This window comes from Thalassospira lucentensis (assembly GCF_050516545.1).
Classification (GTDB): Bacteria; Pseudomonadota; Alphaproteobacteria; order Rhodospirillales; family Thalassospiraceae; genus Thalassospira; species Thalassospira lucentensis_C.
The window spans coordinates 1,798,599-1,816,895 of sequence record NZ_CP191544.1; the positions used below are offsets into that span (position 1 = coordinate 1,798,599).

General features: G+C 52.8%; 18 protein-coding genes. 9 read left to right on the forward strand and 9 right to left on the reverse strand.

From position 1 onward, the window contains the following. The first annotated feature begins 36 nt into the window (after nucleotides 1-36). The 7 genes from ACQ0MK_RS08370 (at nucleotide 37) to ACQ0MK_RS08400 (ending at nucleotide 7,475) form a co-directional block, all read left to right on the forward strand. Nucleotides 37-1,134 (forward strand): ABC transporter ATP-binding protein, encoded by a 1,098-nt coding sequence (locus tag ACQ0MK_RS08370; protein ID WP_430475615.1) that lies wholly within the window; start codon nucleotides 37-39, stop codon nucleotides 1,132-1,134. Between the two features lie 45 nt (nucleotides 1,135-1,179). Beyond that, nucleotides 1,180-2,556, forward strand: a complete 1,377-nt coding sequence (locus ACQ0MK_RS08375; RefSeq protein ID WP_430475616.1) for an aspartate aminotransferase family protein — start codon at nucleotides 1,180-1,182, stop codon at nucleotides 2,554-2,556. Beyond that, nucleotides 2,553-3,482, forward strand: coding sequence for a 3-keto-5-aminohexanoate cleavage protein (locus ACQ0MK_RS08380; RefSeq protein ID WP_430475617.1), 930 nt, complete (start codon nucleotides 2,553-2,555; stop codon nucleotides 3,480-3,482). Before ACQ0MK_RS08375 ends, ACQ0MK_RS08380 begins: the two co-directional genes overlap by 4 nt. 67 nt (nucleotides 3,483-3,549) lie before the next feature. Then, the gene (locus tag ACQ0MK_RS08385) at nucleotides 3,550-4,614 is read left to right on the forward strand and encodes a histone deacetylase family protein (protein ID WP_430475618.1); all 1,065 of its coding nucleotides are present in this window, start codon (nucleotides 3,550-3,552) and stop codon (nucleotides 4,612-4,614) included. Continuing rightward, entirely contained in the window at nucleotides 4,611-5,756 is a 1,146-nt protein-coding gene (locus ACQ0MK_RS08390) for an NAD(P)/FAD-dependent oxidoreductase (RefSeq protein WP_430475619.1), read from the forward strand. The genes ACQ0MK_RS08385 and ACQ0MK_RS08390 overlap by 4 nt, the downstream gene beginning before the upstream one ends. A 38-nt stretch (nucleotides 5,757-5,794) precedes the next feature. Further along, the gene (locus ACQ0MK_RS08395) at nucleotides 5,795-7,081 is read left to right on the forward strand and encodes a M20 family metallopeptidase (protein ID WP_430475620.1); all 1,287 of its coding nucleotides are present in this window, start codon (nucleotides 5,795-5,797) and stop codon (nucleotides 7,079-7,081) included. A 46-nt stretch (nucleotides 7,082-7,127) separates the two neighbouring features. After that, complete coding sequence (locus tag ACQ0MK_RS08400) at nucleotides 7,128-7,475, forward strand: RidA family protein (RefSeq protein WP_350043498.1); 348 nt, start codon at nucleotides 7,128-7,130, stop codon at nucleotides 7,473-7,475. Nucleotides 7,476-7,553: 78 nt separating this feature from the next. On the opposite strand, the gene ACQ0MK_RS08405 is transcribed toward ACQ0MK_RS08400, so the two are convergent. Continuing rightward, nucleotides 7,554-8,786 (reverse strand): bifunctional alpha/beta hydrolase/OsmC family protein, encoded by a 1,233-nt coding sequence (locus tag ACQ0MK_RS08405; protein WP_430475621.1) that lies wholly within the window; start codon nucleotides 8,784-8,786, stop codon nucleotides 7,554-7,556. Nucleotides 8,787-8,884: 98 nt separating this feature from the next. On the opposite strand from ACQ0MK_RS08405, the gene ACQ0MK_RS08410 reads away from it, so the two are divergent. Further along, a complete protein-coding gene (locus ACQ0MK_RS08410) occupies nucleotides 8,885-9,400 on the forward strand; it encodes a GNAT family N-acetyltransferase (protein ID WP_430475622.1) in 516 nt (171 codons plus the stop codon). Nucleotides 9,401-9,464: 64 nt separating this feature from the next. Here the strand turns inward: ACQ0MK_RS08410 and ACQ0MK_RS08415 are convergent, their stop codons facing one another. The 3 genes from ACQ0MK_RS08415 to ACQ0MK_RS08425 form a co-directional block, all read right to left on the reverse strand. After that, nucleotides 9,465-9,962 (reverse strand): thioesterase family protein, encoded by a 498-nt coding sequence (locus tag ACQ0MK_RS08415; protein ID WP_350043495.1) that lies wholly within the window; start codon nucleotides 9,960-9,962, stop codon nucleotides 9,465-9,467. Continuing rightward, nucleotides 9,959-10,900: an ornithine cyclodeaminase family protein gene (locus tag ACQ0MK_RS08420; RefSeq protein ID WP_430475623.1), complete on the reverse strand. Its 942-nt coding sequence runs from the start codon at nucleotides 10,898-10,900 to the stop codon at nucleotides 9,959-9,961. Before ACQ0MK_RS08420 ends, ACQ0MK_RS08415 begins: the two co-directional genes overlap by 4 nt. Before the next feature lie 143 nt (nucleotides 10,901-11,043). Next, a complete protein-coding gene (locus ACQ0MK_RS08425) occupies nucleotides 11,044-11,895 on the reverse strand; it encodes an alpha/beta hydrolase (RefSeq protein ID WP_430475624.1) in 852 nt (283 codons plus the stop codon). Between the two features lie 197 nt (nucleotides 11,896-12,092). Between ACQ0MK_RS08425 and ACQ0MK_RS08430 the strand changes: the two genes are divergently transcribed. Next, nucleotides 12,093-12,584, forward strand: a complete 492-nt coding sequence (locus tag ACQ0MK_RS08430) for a hypothetical protein (RefSeq protein ID WP_430475625.1) — start codon at nucleotides 12,093-12,095, stop codon at nucleotides 12,582-12,584. 31 nt (nucleotides 12,585-12,615) lie between these two features. Here the strand turns inward: ACQ0MK_RS08430 and ACQ0MK_RS08435 are convergent, their stop codons facing one another. The 5 genes from ACQ0MK_RS08435 to ACQ0MK_RS08455 form a co-directional block, all read right to left on the reverse strand. Then, nucleotides 12,616-13,686, reverse strand: coding sequence for a D-TA family PLP-dependent enzyme (locus tag ACQ0MK_RS08435; RefSeq protein ID WP_430475626.1), 1,071 nt, complete (start codon nucleotides 13,684-13,686; stop codon nucleotides 12,616-12,618). A gap of 51 nt (nucleotides 13,687-13,737) precedes the next feature. Beyond that, on the reverse strand, nucleotides 13,738-15,207 hold the full coding sequence (locus ACQ0MK_RS08440) for a M81 family metallopeptidase (RefSeq protein ID WP_430475627.1): 1,470 nt from the start codon (nucleotides 15,205-15,207) through the stop codon (nucleotides 13,738-13,740). A 94-nt stretch (nucleotides 15,208-15,301) separates the two neighbouring features. After that, entirely contained in the window at nucleotides 15,302-16,357 is a 1,056-nt protein-coding gene (locus ACQ0MK_RS08445; RefSeq protein WP_430475628.1) for a DctP family TRAP transporter solute-binding subunit, read from the reverse strand. A gap of 99 nt (nucleotides 16,358-16,456) precedes the next feature. Then, nucleotides 16,457-17,737 (reverse strand): TRAP transporter large permease, encoded by a 1,281-nt coding sequence (locus tag ACQ0MK_RS08450; protein ID WP_430475629.1) that lies wholly within the window; start codon nucleotides 17,735-17,737, stop codon nucleotides 16,457-16,459. Continuing rightward, nucleotides 17,734-18,255: a TRAP transporter small permease gene (locus tag ACQ0MK_RS08455; RefSeq protein ID WP_430475630.1), complete on the reverse strand. Its 522-nt coding sequence runs from the start codon at nucleotides 18,253-18,255 to the stop codon at nucleotides 17,734-17,736. The genes ACQ0MK_RS08450 and ACQ0MK_RS08455 overlap by 4 nt, the downstream gene beginning before the upstream one ends. Nucleotides 18,256-18,297: the final 42 nt, after the last annotated feature.

Sequence of the window (18,297 nt, forward strand, 5' to 3'; positions counted from 1 at the left end):
TAGACAGGCACATTTATTCTGACAGGGTATTTAACAATGGCAGACGCCGAAAACGCCGTTGAACTGCAAAATGTCGTAAAGCGTTACGGGGAATTCACCGCAGTCAAACGCATGGATTTGACCGTTCCTGACAACAGCTTTGTGACTTTCCTTGGTCCGTCGGGCTGTGGCAAGACGACGACATTGCGCATGATTGCCGGTTTGACCGACATTACCGAAGGCGATTTGATGATCCGGGGCAAACGGGTCAACAGCCTGCCGATCCACAAGCGCAATCTTGGGCTTGTGTTTCAGAACTATGCCCTGTTCCCGCATAAAACGATTTTTGACAATATCGCCTTTGGCCTGAAATATCGCAAAGTGTCAAAATCCGACATCGCGCAAAAGGTCAATCAGGCGCTTGAACTTGTTCAATTACCCCATGTCGCTGGCCGCTATCCCAATCAGTTATCCGGCGGGCAACAGCAGCGTATCGCGCTGGCCCGTGCGATTGTGATCGAACCAGATGTTTTGCTGCTTGATGAACCGTTATCCGCCCTTGATGCCAACTTACGCGAAGAAATGCGGGTCGAGCTTAAACGCATTCAGCGCGAACTGGGCATTGCAACCGTGTTCGTTACCCATGACCAATCCGAAGCATTGGCCATGTCTGACAAGCTGGTTGTGATGAATAACGGCTTTGTCGAACAAGAAGGCGCGCCGCAAGATGTTTATAACAACCCGGCATCTGCCTTTGTTGCCGACTTCCTTGGCCATTCCAATATCATCCCGGCAGAACTCGGCAGCCCCGATGCCGCATTCACCAATGTAAACCTTCAAAGCGGTGAAACGCTTTTGACCACGGATGAACAAACCGCCAAGGCAAAAGGATCCAAGGACGTGCGCGCGGTTATTCGTGCCGAAAAAATTGATCTCTCAGATCAAAACTGCGCAGCCAATGGCGTGATTAGCATTCCGGGTAAAATCAAAACGGTTGATTATCTGGGGCAGCAGGCCCGTTATTTTGTCGAGGCCAATGGCCGCGACTGGCAAGTTATCAATCCAATTGATGCCCGCCCCCATCAAGAAGGTGCCGATATCTTTATGCATATCGCTGCCCGCAATTGTGTGTTGTTGCCCGGTCACCAAGACTGATCATAAGAACAAAGTCCACCAGACCGGTTCAGGAGAGCCACCAGAATGACGCATAATGATAAAAACCCGGTCGGTCATAACCGGGAGTCCCGCCTTTTTTACCAAAGTCGATCACGTCGCCCCCTGATCGAACGGGCACAAGGTGTCTATATGTGGGACGTCGATGGCAAACGCTATATCGATGCATCCAGCGGTGCCATGGTCAGCAATATCGGTCATAGCGACCCGCGCGTGATCGCCGCAATGAATGTCCAGCTTGAAAAAGCCAGCTTCGCCTATCGCCTGCATTTTGAAAATGATGCTGCCGAAAACCTGGCATGGCGGTTGGCCGAACGTGCACCGGGTGATCTGGAACGGGTATTCTTTGTTTCTGGGGGGTCCGAAGCGGTTGAAAGCTGCATCAAGCTTGCCCGGCAATATGCATTGGCCAAAGGTCAAGCCCAACGCACCAAAGTCATTTCACGGTTCCCAAGTTACCATGGGTCCACCCTTGGCGCACTTGCACTGACCGGCTACACACCGATGCACGCGCCTTTTGCACCAATGATGGTCGATCAACCCAAAATTCCTGCCCCAACTTGCTATCTGGATCGCGATGATCTGTCTGATCATGATCGTGGCATCAAATATGCCAACATGCTAGAGGCCGAAATCATCAAACAGGGCCCCGAAACCGTCCTTGGTTTCATCATGGAGCCGGTTGGCGGGGCTGCGACGGGTGCCCTTGTGGCCCCCGACAGTTACTATGGCCGCATTCGCGAAATTTGCGATCAGTACGGCATTCTTCTGATCTATGACGAGGTCATGACAGGTGCCGGACGCACCGGCACCTATTTCGCTGCAGAACATTGGGGCATCACGCCCGATATTCTGGCCGTATCCAAAGGCCTTGCTGCGGGCTATGCCCCGCTGGGTGCGATGATCGCCCCTGATCGGATCGTTGGACCGGTTCTTGATCATGGTGGATTTATTCACGGCTACACCTATGCCGGAAATCCGCTTGCCTGTGCGGCGGGCAATGCCGTTCTGGATGTGATTGGACAAGACGGATTGCTTGAAAATGCCGCGACCAGCGGTGCTGCATTGAAATCCGAACTTGGCAAACTGGCTGATGATTTCACCATGATCGGCGATGTCCGCGGGCTTGGGCTTTTATTGGCGATTGAATTGGTCAAGGATCGCAAAACCATGGCCCCGCTTGATCCCAAACATATGGCCGCCGCCCGTCTGGTCGATATTGCCTATGATCTGGGGCTGATCATTTACTGGCGTCGCACTCGCGGCGGATATCGTGGCGATCATGTCATGGTCTGTCCGCCAATGACGATCAAACAAGAACAATTTGACGATATCCTGATCCCGCTGCGGGCCGCCTTAAGCGACCTTCAGGACGAACTCATCGTCGCCGGAGCCTTCTCATGAGCCGGAAAGTTATTATTACCTGCGCAATCACCGGATCGGTACACACCCCATCCATGAGCCCGCACTTGCCCGTCACCCCCGATGAAATTGCCCGCCAAGCAATTGATGCCGCCAATGCAGGCGCTTCAATCTTGCATCTGCATGCACGTGATCCGGAAACCGGCTTTCCAAGCCCCGATCCTGATCTGTTCATGGAATTCTTGCCCAAAATCAAGGCCGCCACAGATGCCGTGATCAACATATCCACCGGCGGCGGCATGAATATGGATGTTAGCGACCGTATCCGCGCGGCCCGTGAAGCCGCCCCGGAAATGGCGTCATTGAATATGGGCACGATGAATTTCGGTCTGTTCCCGGCCTTGGCGACAAAGCGCGAATGGAAACATGACTGGGAACCAAAGTTCCTTGAAGACAGCCGCGACTTTGTTTTCAAAAACACGTTTTCCGATATCGAAACCATTCTGGCTGACCTTGGCGATGCCAATGGCACCCGGTTTGAATTTGAATGTTATGACGTCGGCCATCTTTATACGCTGGCACATTTTGTTGATCGTGGCCTGATTAAGGGACCGATTTTCATTCAATTTGTGTTGGGTATTTTGGGTGGCATTGGCGCTGACCCTGATAACCTTGCCCATCTAAAATCCACGGCAGACAAACTGTTTGGCGATCAATATCAATTCTCGGTCCTTGGTGCCGGACGCCATCAGATGCCACTTGCCACGATGGCGGCATCAATGGGCGGCAATGTCCGCGTCGGCTTGGAAGACAACCTGTATCTGCGCAAGGGCGAACTGGCCCCTGATAATGCATCACAAGTGCGCAAAATCCGCGAAGTCCTTGATGGCCTGTCACTTGAAATCGCAACACCGGACGAAGCACGCGCGCAACTTGGGTTGAAAGGCGGCGATCAGGTCGCCTTCTAACCCGCCTGATGACGACACCATAAACGCCACCACCGTTACGACACGCACAAAGTGAAAGGCGGCAGCCATGATGCATGCCTATTTCTCAGATGATCAGCTTCGCCACCACGGCAAAACATTCATTGTCGCGGGCGAGAAAAAGCCAATCCCGGAAGTACCCGAACGCGCCGAAATCCTAAGCGGTGCGGTTGCGCGTCTGGGTCTTGATCTGCATGCCCCAAAGGATGCGGGCATAGACCCGATTGCCGCTATTCACGACGGGCGCTATCTAAACTTTTTGCAGACCATTTACCCCGAATGGCTGGCGGCCGGCGGGTCAGAACTGGTTATTCCCAATATCCATCCGTTTGATCGCGACGGCCCCTATCCGCGCCATCATGCTGGCAGGGCGGGATTTCATCTGGGTGATACATCCTGTCCGGTATCTCCGACCACCTGGCATTCTGCCTATGCCAGTGCGCAAACCGCGATTTCGGCAACCCATCATGTACGTGATGGCGGCGCGATGAGTGCCTATGCCCTATGCCGTCCACCGGGCCATCACGCCAGTCGCACCATTGCCGGTGGGTTTTGTTATCTCAATAACAGTGCGATTGCTGCACAGGAACTGCGTGCGAAATATGACCGGGTTGCGATCCTTGATGTTGATCTTCATCACGGCAATGGAACCCAGCATATTTTCTATGACCGATCTGATGTCATGACCTTATCCATCCATGCGGATCCGCATGATTTCTATCCGTTCTTTTGGGGACACGGTGAAGAAACCGGCGAAGGTGACGGCATTGGTTTTAATCACAACATCCCCCTACCCCTTGGCAGCGGCGATTCTGTTTTCCTTGATGCGCTTGATCGTGCCTTGGCCAAGATTGATGATTTTGGCGCTGATGCGGTTGTTGTCGCGCTGGGCCTTGATGCATCACGCGATGATCCGTTTGGGGGTTTGACTGTAAGCCCCGATGGTTTTGCCAAAATCGGTGAAAAAATTGGCACCCTTCTCTGTCCAACCGTGCTAGTGCAGGAAGGTGGCTATGTCAGCAATACACTGGCAGAGAACCTCTATCAGTTCATCAGCGGGTTTAGCGCCACCAAAGACAGAAACGACGTCACGATATCAGAAGGCCCCAAATGACACATTCAGACATCCTGATCATTGGCGGCGGCATCGCCGGAATGTCCGCTGCATTCTTTTTGGCCAAGGCCGGAAAGTCCGTCACCGTTCTGGAACGCGAAGACCAACCGGGCTATCACAGCACCGGCCGGTCCGCCGCGCTCTATAGCGAGACCTATGGCCCAAAGATCATCCGTAAAATGTCAACGGCAAGCCGGTCGTTTCTCATCACACCACCGGACGGTTTCACCGAAAACCCGATCCTGAGCCCGCGCGGCATCATCATGACCGCAGCACCGGGCGAAGAAGCCAAACTTGACGCCATTTTGACCGAAGGTCGCGCCAATGGTGCCAATGTTATTGCCCTGACCCCCGATGAGCTTAAAGCACGCATTCCGGTGATCAATACCGATCTGATCATTGGCGCTGCCCACGAACCCGATGCCATGGATATGGATGTTCATGCCCTGCATTGGGGCTTTATCCGCCAGTTCAAATCACAGGGCGGAACCCTGATCACGAAGGCAGACGTCAGTTCGATTACGAAAAGTGACGGAAAATGGCACGTCACCCTTGGAAACGGGCAAACCCATAGCGGCGATATCATTGTCAATGCGGCGGGTGCATGGGTAGATGACATTGCGACCAAGGCTGGCGTCAAACCACTTGGCATCGTGCCCAAACGCCGGACTGCCGTGATGGTGGACGTACCAGCAGATGTAAATGCCCATGGCTGGCCACTTGTCGCCAATATGGATGAGACGCTGTATTTCAAGGAAGACGCCGGGCGGTTGCTGGTTTCCCCTGCTGATACCACACCGACCGAACCCCATGACGTCCAGCCCGAAGAACTTGATATCGCGATTACGATTGATCGCCTGATGACCGCAACCAGCATCGAAGTCCGCCGTCCGGGCGAAAGCTGGGCCGGGTTGCGCAGCTTCTTTAAAGACGGCGATCCGGTATCGGATTTTGATCCGGCCGATAACAGTTTCTATTGGCTGGCTGGTCAGGGCGGTTATGGGATTCAGACCGCACCGGCCATGGGCGAATATGCCGCAAGCATCATTTGTGGCAATGGCATTCCCGATCATATGCAAAAGCTTGGCGTTACCAAAGATGCCCTTTCGGCATCACGATCCAGCCTGACAACGGGTAAGTAATCACGTGGTATTGGCAGTGGTATGAGCGGAGAAACCCGATGACCAGTTTTGATCGCACAGCCCTTCGCAAAGCCGTCTCGGACCGTCGATCAAAGGCGGTTGATGATCTGTGTGCGCTGGTCCGTCACGACAGCCTTCTGGGCAATGAAGCATCTGCGCAAAACTGGATTGCCGATCAGTTTGCACAAATGGGGCTGGATGTCGAACAGGTCGCGATTGATATTAACGCCCTTCGCGATCAGCCGGGCTTTTCTCCGCCGGTCATTGATGGTTATGACGGGCGGGAAAACATTGTCGGTTTGCACCGCCCGAAAAGCCCGATCGGGCGCAGTCTGATCCTGAATGGTCATATGGATGTGGTGCCAACGGGCCCGGCGGATAAATGGCGGCACGGCCCCTTTAACCCGCATGTCGACGGTGACTGGATTTATGGCCGTGGTGCCGGTGACATGAAAGCCGGGATCATTTCATATTGCCATGCGTTGCAGGCCTTGCATGATCTTGGGCTGGAACCGGCTGCACCCGTGATCTTGCAATCTGTTGTCGAAGAAGAATGCACTGGTAATGGCGCGCTTGCCTGTCTTCATGCCGGGTACACGGCCGATTGCGCCATCATTCCCGAACCGTTTAATCAGACCCTTATGATCGCGCAGCTTGGCGTGATGTGGTTTCAAATCCATGTGTCGGGTAGCCCCGCGCACGTTCTTGATACCTCCGCTGGCAGCAACGCAATCGAAGCTGCCTTTGGCTTCTTTGAAACCTTAAAAGAAGTCGAAGAAATCTGGAACCACCCTACCCATCGTCACGCGACCTATGGCGCGCATGTCCATCCGGTGAACTTCAACCTTGGCAAGATTGATGGCGGTGAATGGGCATCAACTGTGCCACCGATTTGCGTGGCTGATATCCGGATTGGCTTTTATCCGGGCATGGAACTTGAAAAAGTGCGCGAAACGATTGAGGCGGTTAAGCAAAGTGCGATTGACAACCATCCGGCCTGTAAGGGCGCATCGATAGACATCACCTATCGCGGTTTTCAGGCCGAAGGATGCGAGATGGATGTCAATCACCCGATGATGTCAATGATCGGGGGCATTCATCAGGAAGTTACCGGCAAAGCGATCAAAAACTATGCCTCGACCGCGACAACCGATGCCCGGTTCTTCCAGATTTACGGCAATATCCCGGCCACATGTTATGGCCCGAAAGCCGAGGCCATTCACGGCATTAATGAACGGGTTTCCGTCGCCTCGATGATGGAGGTAACCGAAGTCCTTGCCCTGTTTATTGCCGACTGGTGCGGCGTGCAAAAGCGTGCTAACTAATTCCTATTATTGAATAATAAATATCAAACCCCACAAGGAGAGTTTCATGAGCATTAAACGTTTCCACACCGGCCCGCGTATGAGCCAGGCCGTTGTCCATGGCGACACCATTTATCTTGCAGGTCAGGTTGGCGAGCCAACCAGCGACGTCACCAACCAGACCAAAGAATGCCTGGCAAAAGTTGACTCGCTTCTGGCTGAATGTGGTTCAAGCAAAGAAAACATCCTCTCAACCACCATCTGGCTGGCTGACATGAAAGATTTCGCTGCAATGAACGCAGTTTGGGATGCATGGGTACCGCAGGGTCACACCCCGGGCCGCGCATGTGGCGAAGCAAAGCTTGCCACCCCGGATTACCTTGTTGAATTCATCGTGATTGCAGCAAAGCCGTAATCAACGATCGATAAATATCAAACGCCCGGCAGGATCATTTCTGCCGGGCGTTTTTTTATGCGTATCATCCTGATCAGATCAGGCAGGCTTTTCTGATGTCACAATCAGGGACGTCGCCTCCAACGTCCGATGGACCGGGCATTTATCGGCAATTTCAAGCAACCTCGCACGGGTCTGCGCATCCAGATCGCCAATGAAGGTTATCTTGCGTTCAAACCGGTCTATTTTCCCGCTTTTTGGCAAATGATCCTTCGTACATTCGGCGCAATCATCGGCATGCACCTTGTCATGGCGTATTTCCGCCCGCACGGCTTCAAGTGGAATGTTTTTATGATCGGCATACATACGCACGGTCATCACCGTGCAACTGCCCAATGCAGCAGACAAGAACCCATAAGGCGACGGCCCGCTATCAAAGCCGCCAACAGATTCCGGCTCATCGGCCAACATGCGATGATGGCCTGTCATCACCATGGACTGAAATTTCCCCAGTCCGGTTTCGCGCACCATCACACCTTCGACGATCTCGACCGGTTCTTCCTTTGATGCCGGGATATAGCGTTTGGCCCATGCCGCAATAACAGACGCAGCATACCCTGCATCCTCAGGATCACGGAGCAAATGATCAGCTTGATCAAGCGAGACAAAGCTTTTGGGATGCTTTGCCGCATCAAAAATCCGACCGGCATTTTCAATCCCAACAGTCTCATCTAGCGGCGCATGCATCACCAAAAGCGCTTTTTTCATATGCCCAACAGAATGGGCAAGATCATGCTTTGCCAGATCATCGACAAACTGGCGCTTGATGACGAAAGGCCGCCCGCCAAGAGAAACTTCTGTCTCCCCGGTTTCCTTGATCGTTGCAAGATGTTCGCTAAAATTATGGGTTACATGATCAACATCGGCGGGCGCACCGATGGTCGCGACGGCCGTTGCTTCCTTGATCCGTCCGGCAACCGCAAGAACCGCCGCCCCGCCCAACGAATGACCAATCAATATTTTGGGCGCTTCGTATTCGTCGCGTAAGAAATCGGCTGCGCGTTCCAGATCGTCCAGATTGGACGTAAAGTTGGTTGACGCAAAATCCCCGCCCGACCCGCCAAGCCCGGTAAAATCAAACCGCAATACCCCGATCCCTTCCATGGTCAGGGATTCCGCAATTTTGCGCGATGCCGTCAGATCCTTGCTGCAGGTAAAACAATGGGCGAACAAGGCATAAGCCTTAACCGGCCCTTCGGGCAAATCAAGACGGGCGGCCAGCTTGGCACCATGCGCACCGTCAAAGGTAAGTTTAATCGGTTTTCCGGGCATTGGTGTTCTCCAACGGGTTTGGCTTCAAGATCGTTGTTTTCGTCTTCGCGCTATAGATAGTATTGAATTTACGCCACCACCATAACACGGACAGTTTGATGATAATTGTGCAAACCCCACGCGCCATTGTGCGGCACGCAACCCATGACGATGCCGCCTTTATCCTGAAGCTTGTCAATGAACCGGGATGGCATCGCTTTATCGGGGATCGCAATGTTCATGATCTCGATGCTGCACGCGCCTATATCGACGAACGGTTTCTTGCAAGTTATGCAAAATACGGGTTTGGCAGTTTTGTCGTGTGCGAAAAATCTTCTAACACGCCAATCGGTCTGATCGGTTTCGTCCAACGCGATAGCCTTGATGCGCCGGATATCGGTTTCGCCATCACGGATGCCTATCAGGCAAAGGGATATGCCTTTGAAATCTGTACGGCACTGATTGATTACGGCTGGACCGATCTTGGCTTTGACAAGATTTATGGCTATTGCCTGCCCGACAATGTGCCATCCCTCAGATTGCTTGAAAAACTTGGCCTGACCTATCTCCGCGATCAGGATGTCAATCATGATGCAGATGAACAATGCCGGGTTTATGGCGCAACACGGCCTTAAGGCCCCGACCGGAAAAGTATTGCTAATCAAAACCCCGCATTTTGATCATGCGGGGTTTTGCATTTTATTTCCGGCGAATGCCGATTTTGCGACCGACACCCGATGGAACAGGAAGGTCCGCGTGGGCTTCTTTGATCCGGTTAAGGGTCGTCATGATATCGCTTGGAAACGGGGCTGATCGCCGCTTTTCCATATCGATATGCATGGTGATGATCTCGTTGGTTGACGCCAGCCAACCTTCTGTTCCGTGGCGCATTTCATGATACATGTGAATGCGTTTCTGATCGCAATCAAGAACGCGGGTAAAGATGACAAACGGGTCGTCTTTGTGAATTTCGCGGTCATAGGTCACATGCATTTCCAGACCAAAGGTCGACCCGCCCCGACGTTCAGGATAGGTAAACCCCATCCCGACCCCATCGAGAAACGCCATCGAACCAAGATCAAATGCAACAACGTAATAGCCAACATTCATATGGCCATTAAAATCAATCCATTCCGGCTTGATCTTGCCGCGATAGGCTTCAAGGGGTTCTGGCGCAAACAGATCCGCACTGATCATTTTTCAATTGCTTTCACAACTGCCACAGCCGCCACGAAATCTTCAAGCGAATGACCAACCGATTTAAACACGGTGCATTCCCCGTCACTTGCGCGCCCTTTGACCTCACCCCGGGTCAGGCCAAACAAATCACCGATAATGTCGGATTTGGCGATTGCGCCACTATTGATCGCCTGAACGACATCGCCGCCTTCGGCACTCGCCCCTTCAAAACTATCAACAAAGATGCGGCATTTTACCATCACCGCGTCATCGGTCTCGCGCATGGTCGGTTTAAACGCGCCAACCAGATCAACATGCGTCCCATCGCGCAGCCAATCACCCCGCACCAGCGGTTCGGTCGACAAGGTCGCACATGAAATCAGATCGGCTGTTTTGCACGCGGCTTCGAGATCATCCGTTCCCTTGGCGTTAAAGCCAAGCTCGGCAATTTCAGCGGCCAGTTTACCGGCCTTCTCACCATTGCGGTTCCAGATGGTGACATTTTTGATCGGGCGGACCGATGCATGGGCCTTGATCAATTGTGGTGCCATGGCACCCGATCCGACCATGACCATGTCGCTGGCATCTTTGCGCGCAAGATAATCTGCCGCCAATGCTGAGGCCGCAGCCGTGCGGCGCGTCGTCAATTTGGTGCCGTCAATCACAGCGGACGGTTGCCCCGTGAGTGCATCAAGCAACACATAAGTGCCCGAAACCGCCGGAAGGTTCCGCGCCGAATTCCCCGGAACGACAGCAGCGATTTTAACCCCTGCTGCACCGTCTTTTTGCCAGGCTGGCATAATCAGGAACGTCGCATCATCCTCATTGCTGCGTTCCATGCTGAAATGGCTGCGCAATGGGGCTTCGCAACCTTGGTTGAACCCGTCGCGAAGGGCCTCGACCAGATCACGGGGCGAGACAAATTTATCGATTTCTTCTGCCGTTACGAAACGCATGAGCCATCCTGTAGAACGATTTTTGGTTTTTAAAACTGTTGTGGTAGCACGTTGTTTTATAACACGTCGCATCGACAGCGTCACAGGAAGAGCAACAGTTTTTTATGCTGTTTTTGCTCGATATTTGGCCGATATGCCTGATCTTAAGACTGCAAGAACCGCTTAAAGTGGCCAAACAGCGACCCGGTTCCCAAAAACAGTTCTTCAAGCACGGTAAAGTGGTTCGCCCCCCATGCCTTATAGACCGGAACCTTAAGCCCGGCACTGCCGCAATAGGCCCCGTATGCATCACTTTGACGAACAAACTCCGGGCTTTCATTGCCGCCAACCACCACCATCATGCGGGTGTTGATCGCAACCGCGTCAAGCATTGGTGAATTATCCGCCGCCGCCGCTGCATCCAGCCGGATATCATCATTCATCGTCGTGTGACGGACGGGTTCAAGATCAAAAACCCCTGATATCGGTACCACGGCCGAAAACGGCATGGCATCGCCAAGAAGCTCTTCCCAATCATGGCCTGCCAAACGCGCGACGATTTGCCCCCCGGCCGAATGCCCGGAAATTGAAATTCGGTCACGGTCGCCGTTAAATTCTTCGACATTGCGATAAATATATTCGATGCACCGCACCGCTTCATCAGTGATATCGGCAACCGTCACATCCGGGCAAAGATCATAGTTCGGGCAAATCACGGTAAATCCGGCTGCAACCAGATCCCGCGCGACAAAGGCGTAATCTTTTTTGTCCTGACTGCGCCAATACCCGCCATGGAAAAACACATGAACCGGCGCCCCGGGATCAGACGCCATAAAGACATCCATGGTTTCCTTCGGCCCATCGCCAAACCGAATATCAATCTTGCCGCCAAGCTGTGCGCGCGTTTCATCAGACAGCTTCACGAACCGTTCGAAATGGGTCATGAATTCCGGCACGGTTTCGCGCGGATTATATTGCCATTCCAGTTCTGCAGATGTGAAACCACCCCAACTCATTGGCACCTCGGCTTTATGGGTCTGATTGATACATATTCCGGTGTTATTTCATGATCTTTCTTCAATTTCATCCTGTTTGCAATCACTTCGCATAATTCATGCTTATTTATCCGCCGATATGCCTTCAATGATTGAACAGTGTCTTGGGGAATGCGAAAATGGGTTAAAGCATTTTCAGATCAAATGGATAGACACCCATGCGCCCGACAAATCAAAGCCCGTTTCCCCCATCTGACACGGACCGCACTCAAATCTGGGAAATGCTGGTTCCGCGCGATATTGCCGCCTTTGTCGCGGCTGACTGGTCAATGGTTGCCGATGATTTCAAATCAGACGGGTTTTATGCGATCGATGCCTGCAAGTCCGATGATCCGGATGTCTGGCAAATGCTGTTCCCTGATCTTGATGCGTATCGTGATGAATGGGTGCGCCAAGCCGTGGCCGCACAGGAAATTGACTATTCCGAAGATCTTTATGACGGTGTCTTTCGCGCAACCAGCCTTGAAAAAATCGACATCACCGGCAATCGGGCCTTGGTGCGCAAACATTTTAACGGCCGCATTAAAAAAGCAGACGGATCCGAGGACCGTCTGCTTTGGAAAACGCATTACTATTGCGAAAAACAGGATAGTGGAAAGTGGCTGATTACCGGCTTTACCGGCTATCTTCCCAATCACGACCCGGCGTAATCACCGGGTCGGTTTTGCGGTCTGTTTTGCGTTAAAGAACCTTACCACGGGCAGATACATCAACGGTTTTGATCGTATCGCCGCGCACCAGATGCACCTGATCAAGCATGTTGCTGACCACACAAACATGGTTGGGAATGATTTCGATCCGTTCGCCAATTTCAAACGGCGTTAGATCGGCTTCGAAATGTAAAACGCCATGTTCTTCGGAAAGTCCGACCACATCGACTTCCGGATGCCCGACGACATAGCCAAATCCTTCTAACCCCAAAAGATCAGATGTCAGAACTTTTGATCCGGCATCGATAACCGCACGTCCCGGTGCCGGAAGCGATACGATCTCGGCCAGAACCCGAAGCGCACAGTCATCTTCACCGCAAACCTCACGCGCCATCAGGGATCGATCGTTATAAATGTAAGTCCCGATGCGATGCTCCGTCGCATTGGGCACTTCGTGCGCCTTCCACATATCAGGCGTTCCGCCAGAACTTCTGATCGGGCAGGCAATGCCAAGCGCATCGAACATTGCCATCGCATCGCCAAAGAACCCGTCAACTTTCGGTCCGCCACCTGCTGACGGATAGGTCATCAGACCGGCAAATGAAATGCCTGGAAGGCTGTTGATTTTTTGCGCAAGGGCGACAGCATATTTCGGACTCTGCACACCGCAACGCCCCCCACCCGTATCGCATTCAACAAGAATTTCCAATGGTTTGGCACTATCGGCAAACGCCTGTGACAATCCGGTAATGACGGTTTCATTATCCGCCACCACACGCAAAACCGACACACGGTCAAACACAGCCCGAAGCCGGGCCAGTTTGCGCGCGCCCAGCACGTTATAGGTCAAAAGAATGTCATCAATCCCGGCATCGGCCATGACTTCGGCCTCGCCAATTTTCTGACAGGTAATGCCCTTGGCCCCGGCATCGAGTTGCTGTTTGGCAAAGGCCGGGATTTTGTGGGTTTTGATATGGGGACGCAACGCAATGCCGTGCTTGTCGCAATAGGCCTGATAGGCATTGATATTGCGATCAACCACATCAAGATTGATCACCGCACACGGCGTATCAAGTTCAGGATATTGCGGTGATTTGGTCATGAAAAACGTCCTTTGGCTTTTGGTGGTGACGCGAAGAGTACAACTGGCAGATCAGCTTGCCTTGGCGGCAAACGGATCATCGACAATCGGCCAAAGTGGGCGTTTCACATGACGATATCCGTTGGTTTTCGGATCCGACGGATAGGGACCATGCACATCGACATAGATAATTTCGCCCGCGATTTTGGCAAAGGCATCGTAGAAGTGATTGGTCGATTTGATAAACAGATATTTTTTCGATGTCGGATCAATGCCCATATTCGAAAACAGGCTGGGATCAAAGCTTTGCGACCGGTTGGTGTTTAAAATCACCTCGCCGCCACCGGGCAGTTCAATCACCGCACAGTCGCCAAGCGGGACGATGCTTTCACCGAAATACTGCCAGGCTGCCCGTTCAAGCTTTTTGACTTTGACGGTTGCATCAATCGGGCTTCCGGCGTTGGCTCCGGTTTTACCACCAAAACGCAGCGGCAATGTCGCCCCCTCGCCCGCGGAAAAACAGGTCCGCACCGCCATAGGGTCCCACAAGGTCCCCACAGCAAAATCGCGAAGCCCGCGTTCCATGATCGCCCGCAGGAAAATCGTACTGTCGCCTGGAACACCGCCGCCCGGATTATCCCACACATCGGTCAGGACAATCGGTTTGGCATCTGATGCCAACGCCTGATCAAGTGCCGCATCCGGGGTCAGGAAACTCGGCCGGGTGGCCCCACGGAACCCAAACAGCTCGACCCCCAGGTCGTTTGCAATCTGCTTGGCTTCCGTGAGGTTATTATTGGTCGTCACAATCACCTTGGCCCCAAGATCGGGCACATCACCGGCCATGAAACCGTGGATAAAGGAAACCGACAATATATCGCCCGTTCCTTCCATCTCCTTGGCCCGGTCGATGAAGGACCGCATCGGTTCGCGCGACGTCGGCAGAACTTCGATCATGCGGCAATCAAAAACAGCCTTGGTCGGGGTGATTTCACCGCGCAGGGTCCGCAAGACAAGATCAACCACAGCCTGTCCGGTTTCAACGAAATCGGTATGGGGGAATTCTTTAAACGCAACGATGATATCGGAATTATTGACGCGGAGATCGGTCAGGTGGCTATGCGGATCAAAGCTTGTGCCAATCACAACATCGGGCCCGACCATGTCACGAATGCGCGAAATCAGATCACCTTCGCAATCTAGATAATCTTGGGCAACCATCGCACCATGAAGACCAAGAATAACCCCGTCGACGGGCATGGCAGCACGCAACTGGCCCAGAACTTCGTCGCGAAGCTGCTCATACGTTGCCCGGTTGACCAACCCACCCGGCTCGGCCCAGGTCGCCGTCCCTTCGATCAAATCCCAACCTTCTTTGGCGGCACGAAGGCGACCTTCGGTAAAAACGGCACTGCAAAGCGTCGGGGTGACCGGGTGCTGACCCGGCGGGGCATAAAAGCTTTCCTGAAAATCGGAAAAATCAGTCCGTAAAGGTGAAAATGTATTTGTCTCGGTTGCAATCGAGGCGCAAAAAATCCGCATGGCCCGTGCCTTTGTTTTTGGTTTTGGTCTTTTGAAATGGACTTAAAGCATCCAAAGGGGCGAGAAACCCCGCCCCTTTGGCAAATGGAATGAATTATTCCATGTAGCGGTTTGCGTTTGCTTTCTCGACTTCGGCCTTGAACAGATCAAGCAACTTAACGCCTTCATCACCAAGGCTTTCCTGAACGTGCTTAACCACGACCGGCTGGGTTGCTGCTTTGAACTTTTCACGGTCTTCAGCCGACAATGCGGTGATTTCCATTTTGTCTTTAAGACCGGCAAGACCACGATCAGATGCCTCGATCACGCGCGACACACCACGGCTTGCAACAACACAAGACTGCGAAGCGTAACGAACGATTTTCTGTTGATCGGCGGTCAGCCCATCCCAGAAGGTTTTCGACAGCATCATGGTGTAAGGCGAGAACAGGTGATTGGTCAGGGTCAAGTAACCCTGAACTTCGTTAAACTTGGCAAAAGTCACGGTAGGAACCGGGTTCATCTGACCATCGATAACACCGGTCTGAAGACCAGCATAAACCTCGCCCCATGCCATCGGATATGCTTCTGCACCCAATGCCTGCATGATTTTCTGATGCGACGGCAGCGACATGGTCCGAACGCGAATGCCTTTAAAATCTTCCAGCGTTGCAATCGAATGTTTGGAGTTGGTCACAGCAAAGAACCCGCCAGTATCGGGGAAGCCAAGAACCTTCACATCAGCAAGCGTACCTTCGATGTCTGTTGCCAAGGCTTCGCCAAACGGACCATCAAACACGTCATAGGTCGATGCGTTGCTGTCAAACGCAAAGGCAAGGTTCAAAACGTCGATACGCGGATAATAGGATGCCAGCGCGCCGGTCGATGTCAGGGTTCCCTGGATAACATCATCGCGGACCATCTGAACATGTTCAGCAGCCGAACCAAGCTGGTTGGACGGATAAACTTCAACCTTGATTTCGCCATTGGTGTCGGCTTCGACGATGTTGGCGAAAACAGCGGTACAAGCATGTGCCGGGTTTTCAAACGGGTCGGCTTTGTTGTCATGGGCGAATTTCAGAACCTTTGGTTCTGCAAACGCCATCGAAGTGCTGCCCATCAGCATCGCAGTTGCCAGGGCGGCTGCGCCCAAACGTTTTACGGTTTTCATAAATACCTCTCCTTGATTTAACGATTTTATGGTGTCCGACATTTGTTTTACTGAGCACCCCGGCCCGGACCTGACCGGGGTTATTTCAATCGCCTTGGCCTAGCGGAAACCCAACAATCGCGGTATCGCAAGGGCTAGGTCCGACCAGAAGGCAAACAGGAACAGCACACCCAACTCGGCCAACAAAAATGGCCAAAGCTGTGCCGCTATTTTTTCAAGTTTTTCACCGGTGACAGATGACAGAACAAACAGACAGGCCCCGACAGGCGGCGTCATCAGCGAGATATTCAGTGCAAGGACAAAGATGATCCCGGCATGGATCGGATCCATTCCGATCTGGATGGTCAGCGGCACAAGAACCGGGGCCAGAATGATCAGGATGGCGTTGATATCCATCACCATGCCGATCATTAAAAGCATCCCGACAATCATGAAAATCACCATGTAGGGATTGTCTGAAACGCCAAGCACCATCGTCGCAATTTCTTGTGGGATACGGTTAAAGCTCAGCCACCAACCAAGAATGGAGGCAAAAGCAATGATGACAAAAATCACACCCGTAACACGCGCGGTACGCACCAGCATTTTAAAGAAGTCGGCAACACTCAGGGCGCGATAAACGAACACACCGATAAACAGCGCATAGGCAACCGCAACAGATGCCGCCTCAGTCGGGGTTACAATCCCGCCCAGAATACCGCCCAGAATGATCAAAGGCATGATCAGGGCCGTGATCGATGATTTGAAAATCCGCCAGACTTCCAAAAGCGACGCACGGCGTTCATTTTTCGGAAGGTTCTTAGACCGTGCTGTCACCGCAATAACCGTCATGCAGATCAGGCAAATCATAAGTCCGGGCAAAATACCCGCAGCAAACAACCCGCCAATGGAAACCCCCATCAGGGACCCATACACCACCATCAAGCCGGACGGCGGAATGGTCGGGCCAATGATCGACCCAGCCGCTGTTACGGCACAGGCATAATCACGGCGATACCCGCGTTCGACCATTGCCGGAACAAGCGTTTTACCAAAAGCCGCCGCATCGGCCGTGGCCGCCCCGGTCAATCCGGCAAAGAAGACGGAAGCCAGCATATTGGTATGGGCAAGCCCACCCCGCAAATGCCCGACAAGCGCTTGGGCGAAATGCACCAATCGGCTGGTGATGCCGATATGGTTCATGATTTCACCGGCCAAGATAAAGAACGGCATGGCAAGGAATGGGAAAACGTTCAGACCGTTAAACACTTTGCTTGGACCCTGGGATAGGAATATCCCCCCGCCCATGTCAAACAAGCCAGCCACACCCGCCACACCAAGGGCAAAGCCAATCGGCATGCCCAAAACCATCAAAACAACAAAGATAATGGCGACGATCATTCCGCGCCCTCCGTAAAATCAACCGGGGTAAAGCGGCCCTGATCGCGCAAGGCGACAAGAAGAAGCTGAATGGCTGCAATCAAACTTGCGACCGGTACTGCGGCATAAGGAAGCGCAAGCGACATGCCAAAGATCATTGCCTGACGGCGCATACCGCTTTCGGCAAAATCAAACCCATAGATCGCCAGATACAAGAAAGCAGCAAGCGCAATCAGATCGACCATGAAAAGGATTGTTCTCTGTATCGGCATTGGCAGGCTTAAGACAAACATGCCAATACCAATATGTTCACGCCGCGCAATCCCCGCCGAGATCGCCAAAAGAGCAGCCCAGATCATCAAATAACGGGCAAGCTCCTCTGGCCAGGGCAGTTGCCAGTGAAAAATGTATCGATCAATAACCCCAAGCCAAACGTCCAGAACAAGAACAAGCATCAATGCTGCAATGATGCGTTCAACTACCCAATTAAGGGACCGGCTTAGGGTTGCTGCTGTGGTTTCAACACGGCGTAATGCCATCTTCGCCAAACTCTCCGCTGATGAATCTTTTATGTAATTTTT

What these genes read in the sequence shown, in the direction of transcription:
- ACQ0MK_RS08425 (WP_430475624.1), bottom strand. Translation starts at nt 11,895, where the DNA reads ATGAGTTGGGGTGGTTTCACATCTGCAGAACTGGAATGGCAATATAAT.
- ACQ0MK_RS08400 (WP_350043498.1), top strand. Translation starts at nt 7,128, where the DNA reads ATGAGCATTAAACGTTTCCACACCGGCCCGCGTATGAGCCAGGCCGTT.
- ACQ0MK_RS08375 (WP_430475616.1), top strand. Translation starts at nt 1,180, where the DNA reads ATGACGCATAATGATAAAAACCCGGTCGGTCATAACCGGGAGTCCCGC.
- ACQ0MK_RS08445 (WP_430475628.1), bottom strand. Translation starts at nt 16,357, where the DNA reads ATGAAAACCGTAAAACGTTTGGGCGCAGCCGCCCTGGCAACTGCGATG.
- ACQ0MK_RS08410 (WP_430475622.1), top strand. Translation starts at nt 8,885, where the DNA reads ATGATAATTGTGCAAACCCCACGCGCCATTGTGCGGCACGCAACCCAT.
- ACQ0MK_RS08435 (WP_430475626.1), bottom strand. Translation starts at nt 13,686, where the DNA reads ATGACCAAATCACCGCAATATCCTGAACTTGATACGCCGTGTGCGGTG.
- ACQ0MK_RS08415 (WP_350043495.1), bottom strand. Translation starts at nt 9,962, where the DNA reads ATGATCAGTGCGGATCTGTTTGCGCCAGAACCCCTTGAAGCCTATCGC.
- ACQ0MK_RS08385 (WP_430475618.1), top strand. Translation starts at nt 3,550, where the DNA reads ATGATGCATGCCTATTTCTCAGATGATCAGCTTCGCCACCACGGCAAA.
- ACQ0MK_RS08440 (WP_430475627.1), bottom strand. Translation starts at nt 15,207, where the DNA reads ATGCGGATTTTTTGCGCCTCGATTGCAACCGAGACAAATACATTTTCA.
- ACQ0MK_RS08390 (WP_430475619.1), top strand. Translation starts at nt 4,611, where the DNA reads ATGACACATTCAGACATCCTGATCATTGGCGGCGGCATCGCCGGAATG.
- ACQ0MK_RS08395 (WP_430475620.1), top strand. Translation starts at nt 5,795, where the DNA reads ATGACCAGTTTTGATCGCACAGCCCTTCGCAAAGCCGTCTCGGACCGT.
- ACQ0MK_RS08450 (WP_430475629.1), bottom strand. Translation starts at nt 17,737, where the DNA reads ATGATCGTCGCCATTATCTTTGTTGTTTTGATGGTTTTGGGCATGCCG.
- ACQ0MK_RS08420 (WP_430475623.1), bottom strand. Translation starts at nt 10,900, where the DNA reads ATGCGTTTCGTAACGGCAGAAGAAATCGATAAATTTGTCTCGCCCCGT.
- ACQ0MK_RS08405 (WP_430475621.1), bottom strand. Translation starts at nt 8,786, where the DNA reads ATGCCCGGAAAACCGATTAAACTTACCTTTGACGGTGCGCATGGTGCC.
- ACQ0MK_RS08430 (WP_430475625.1), top strand. Translation starts at nt 12,093, where the DNA reads ATGCGCCCGACAAATCAAAGCCCGTTTCCCCCATCTGACACGGACCGC.
- ACQ0MK_RS08370 (WP_430475615.1), top strand. Translation starts at nt 37, where the DNA reads ATGGCAGACGCCGAAAACGCCGTTGAACTGCAAAATGTCGTAAAGCGT.
- ACQ0MK_RS08380 (WP_430475617.1), top strand. Translation starts at nt 2,553, where the DNA reads ATGAGCCGGAAAGTTATTATTACCTGCGCAATCACCGGATCGGTACAC.
- ACQ0MK_RS08455 (WP_430475630.1), bottom strand. Translation starts at nt 18,255, where the DNA reads ATGGCATTACGCCGTGTTGAAACCACAGCAGCAACCCTAAGCCGGTCC.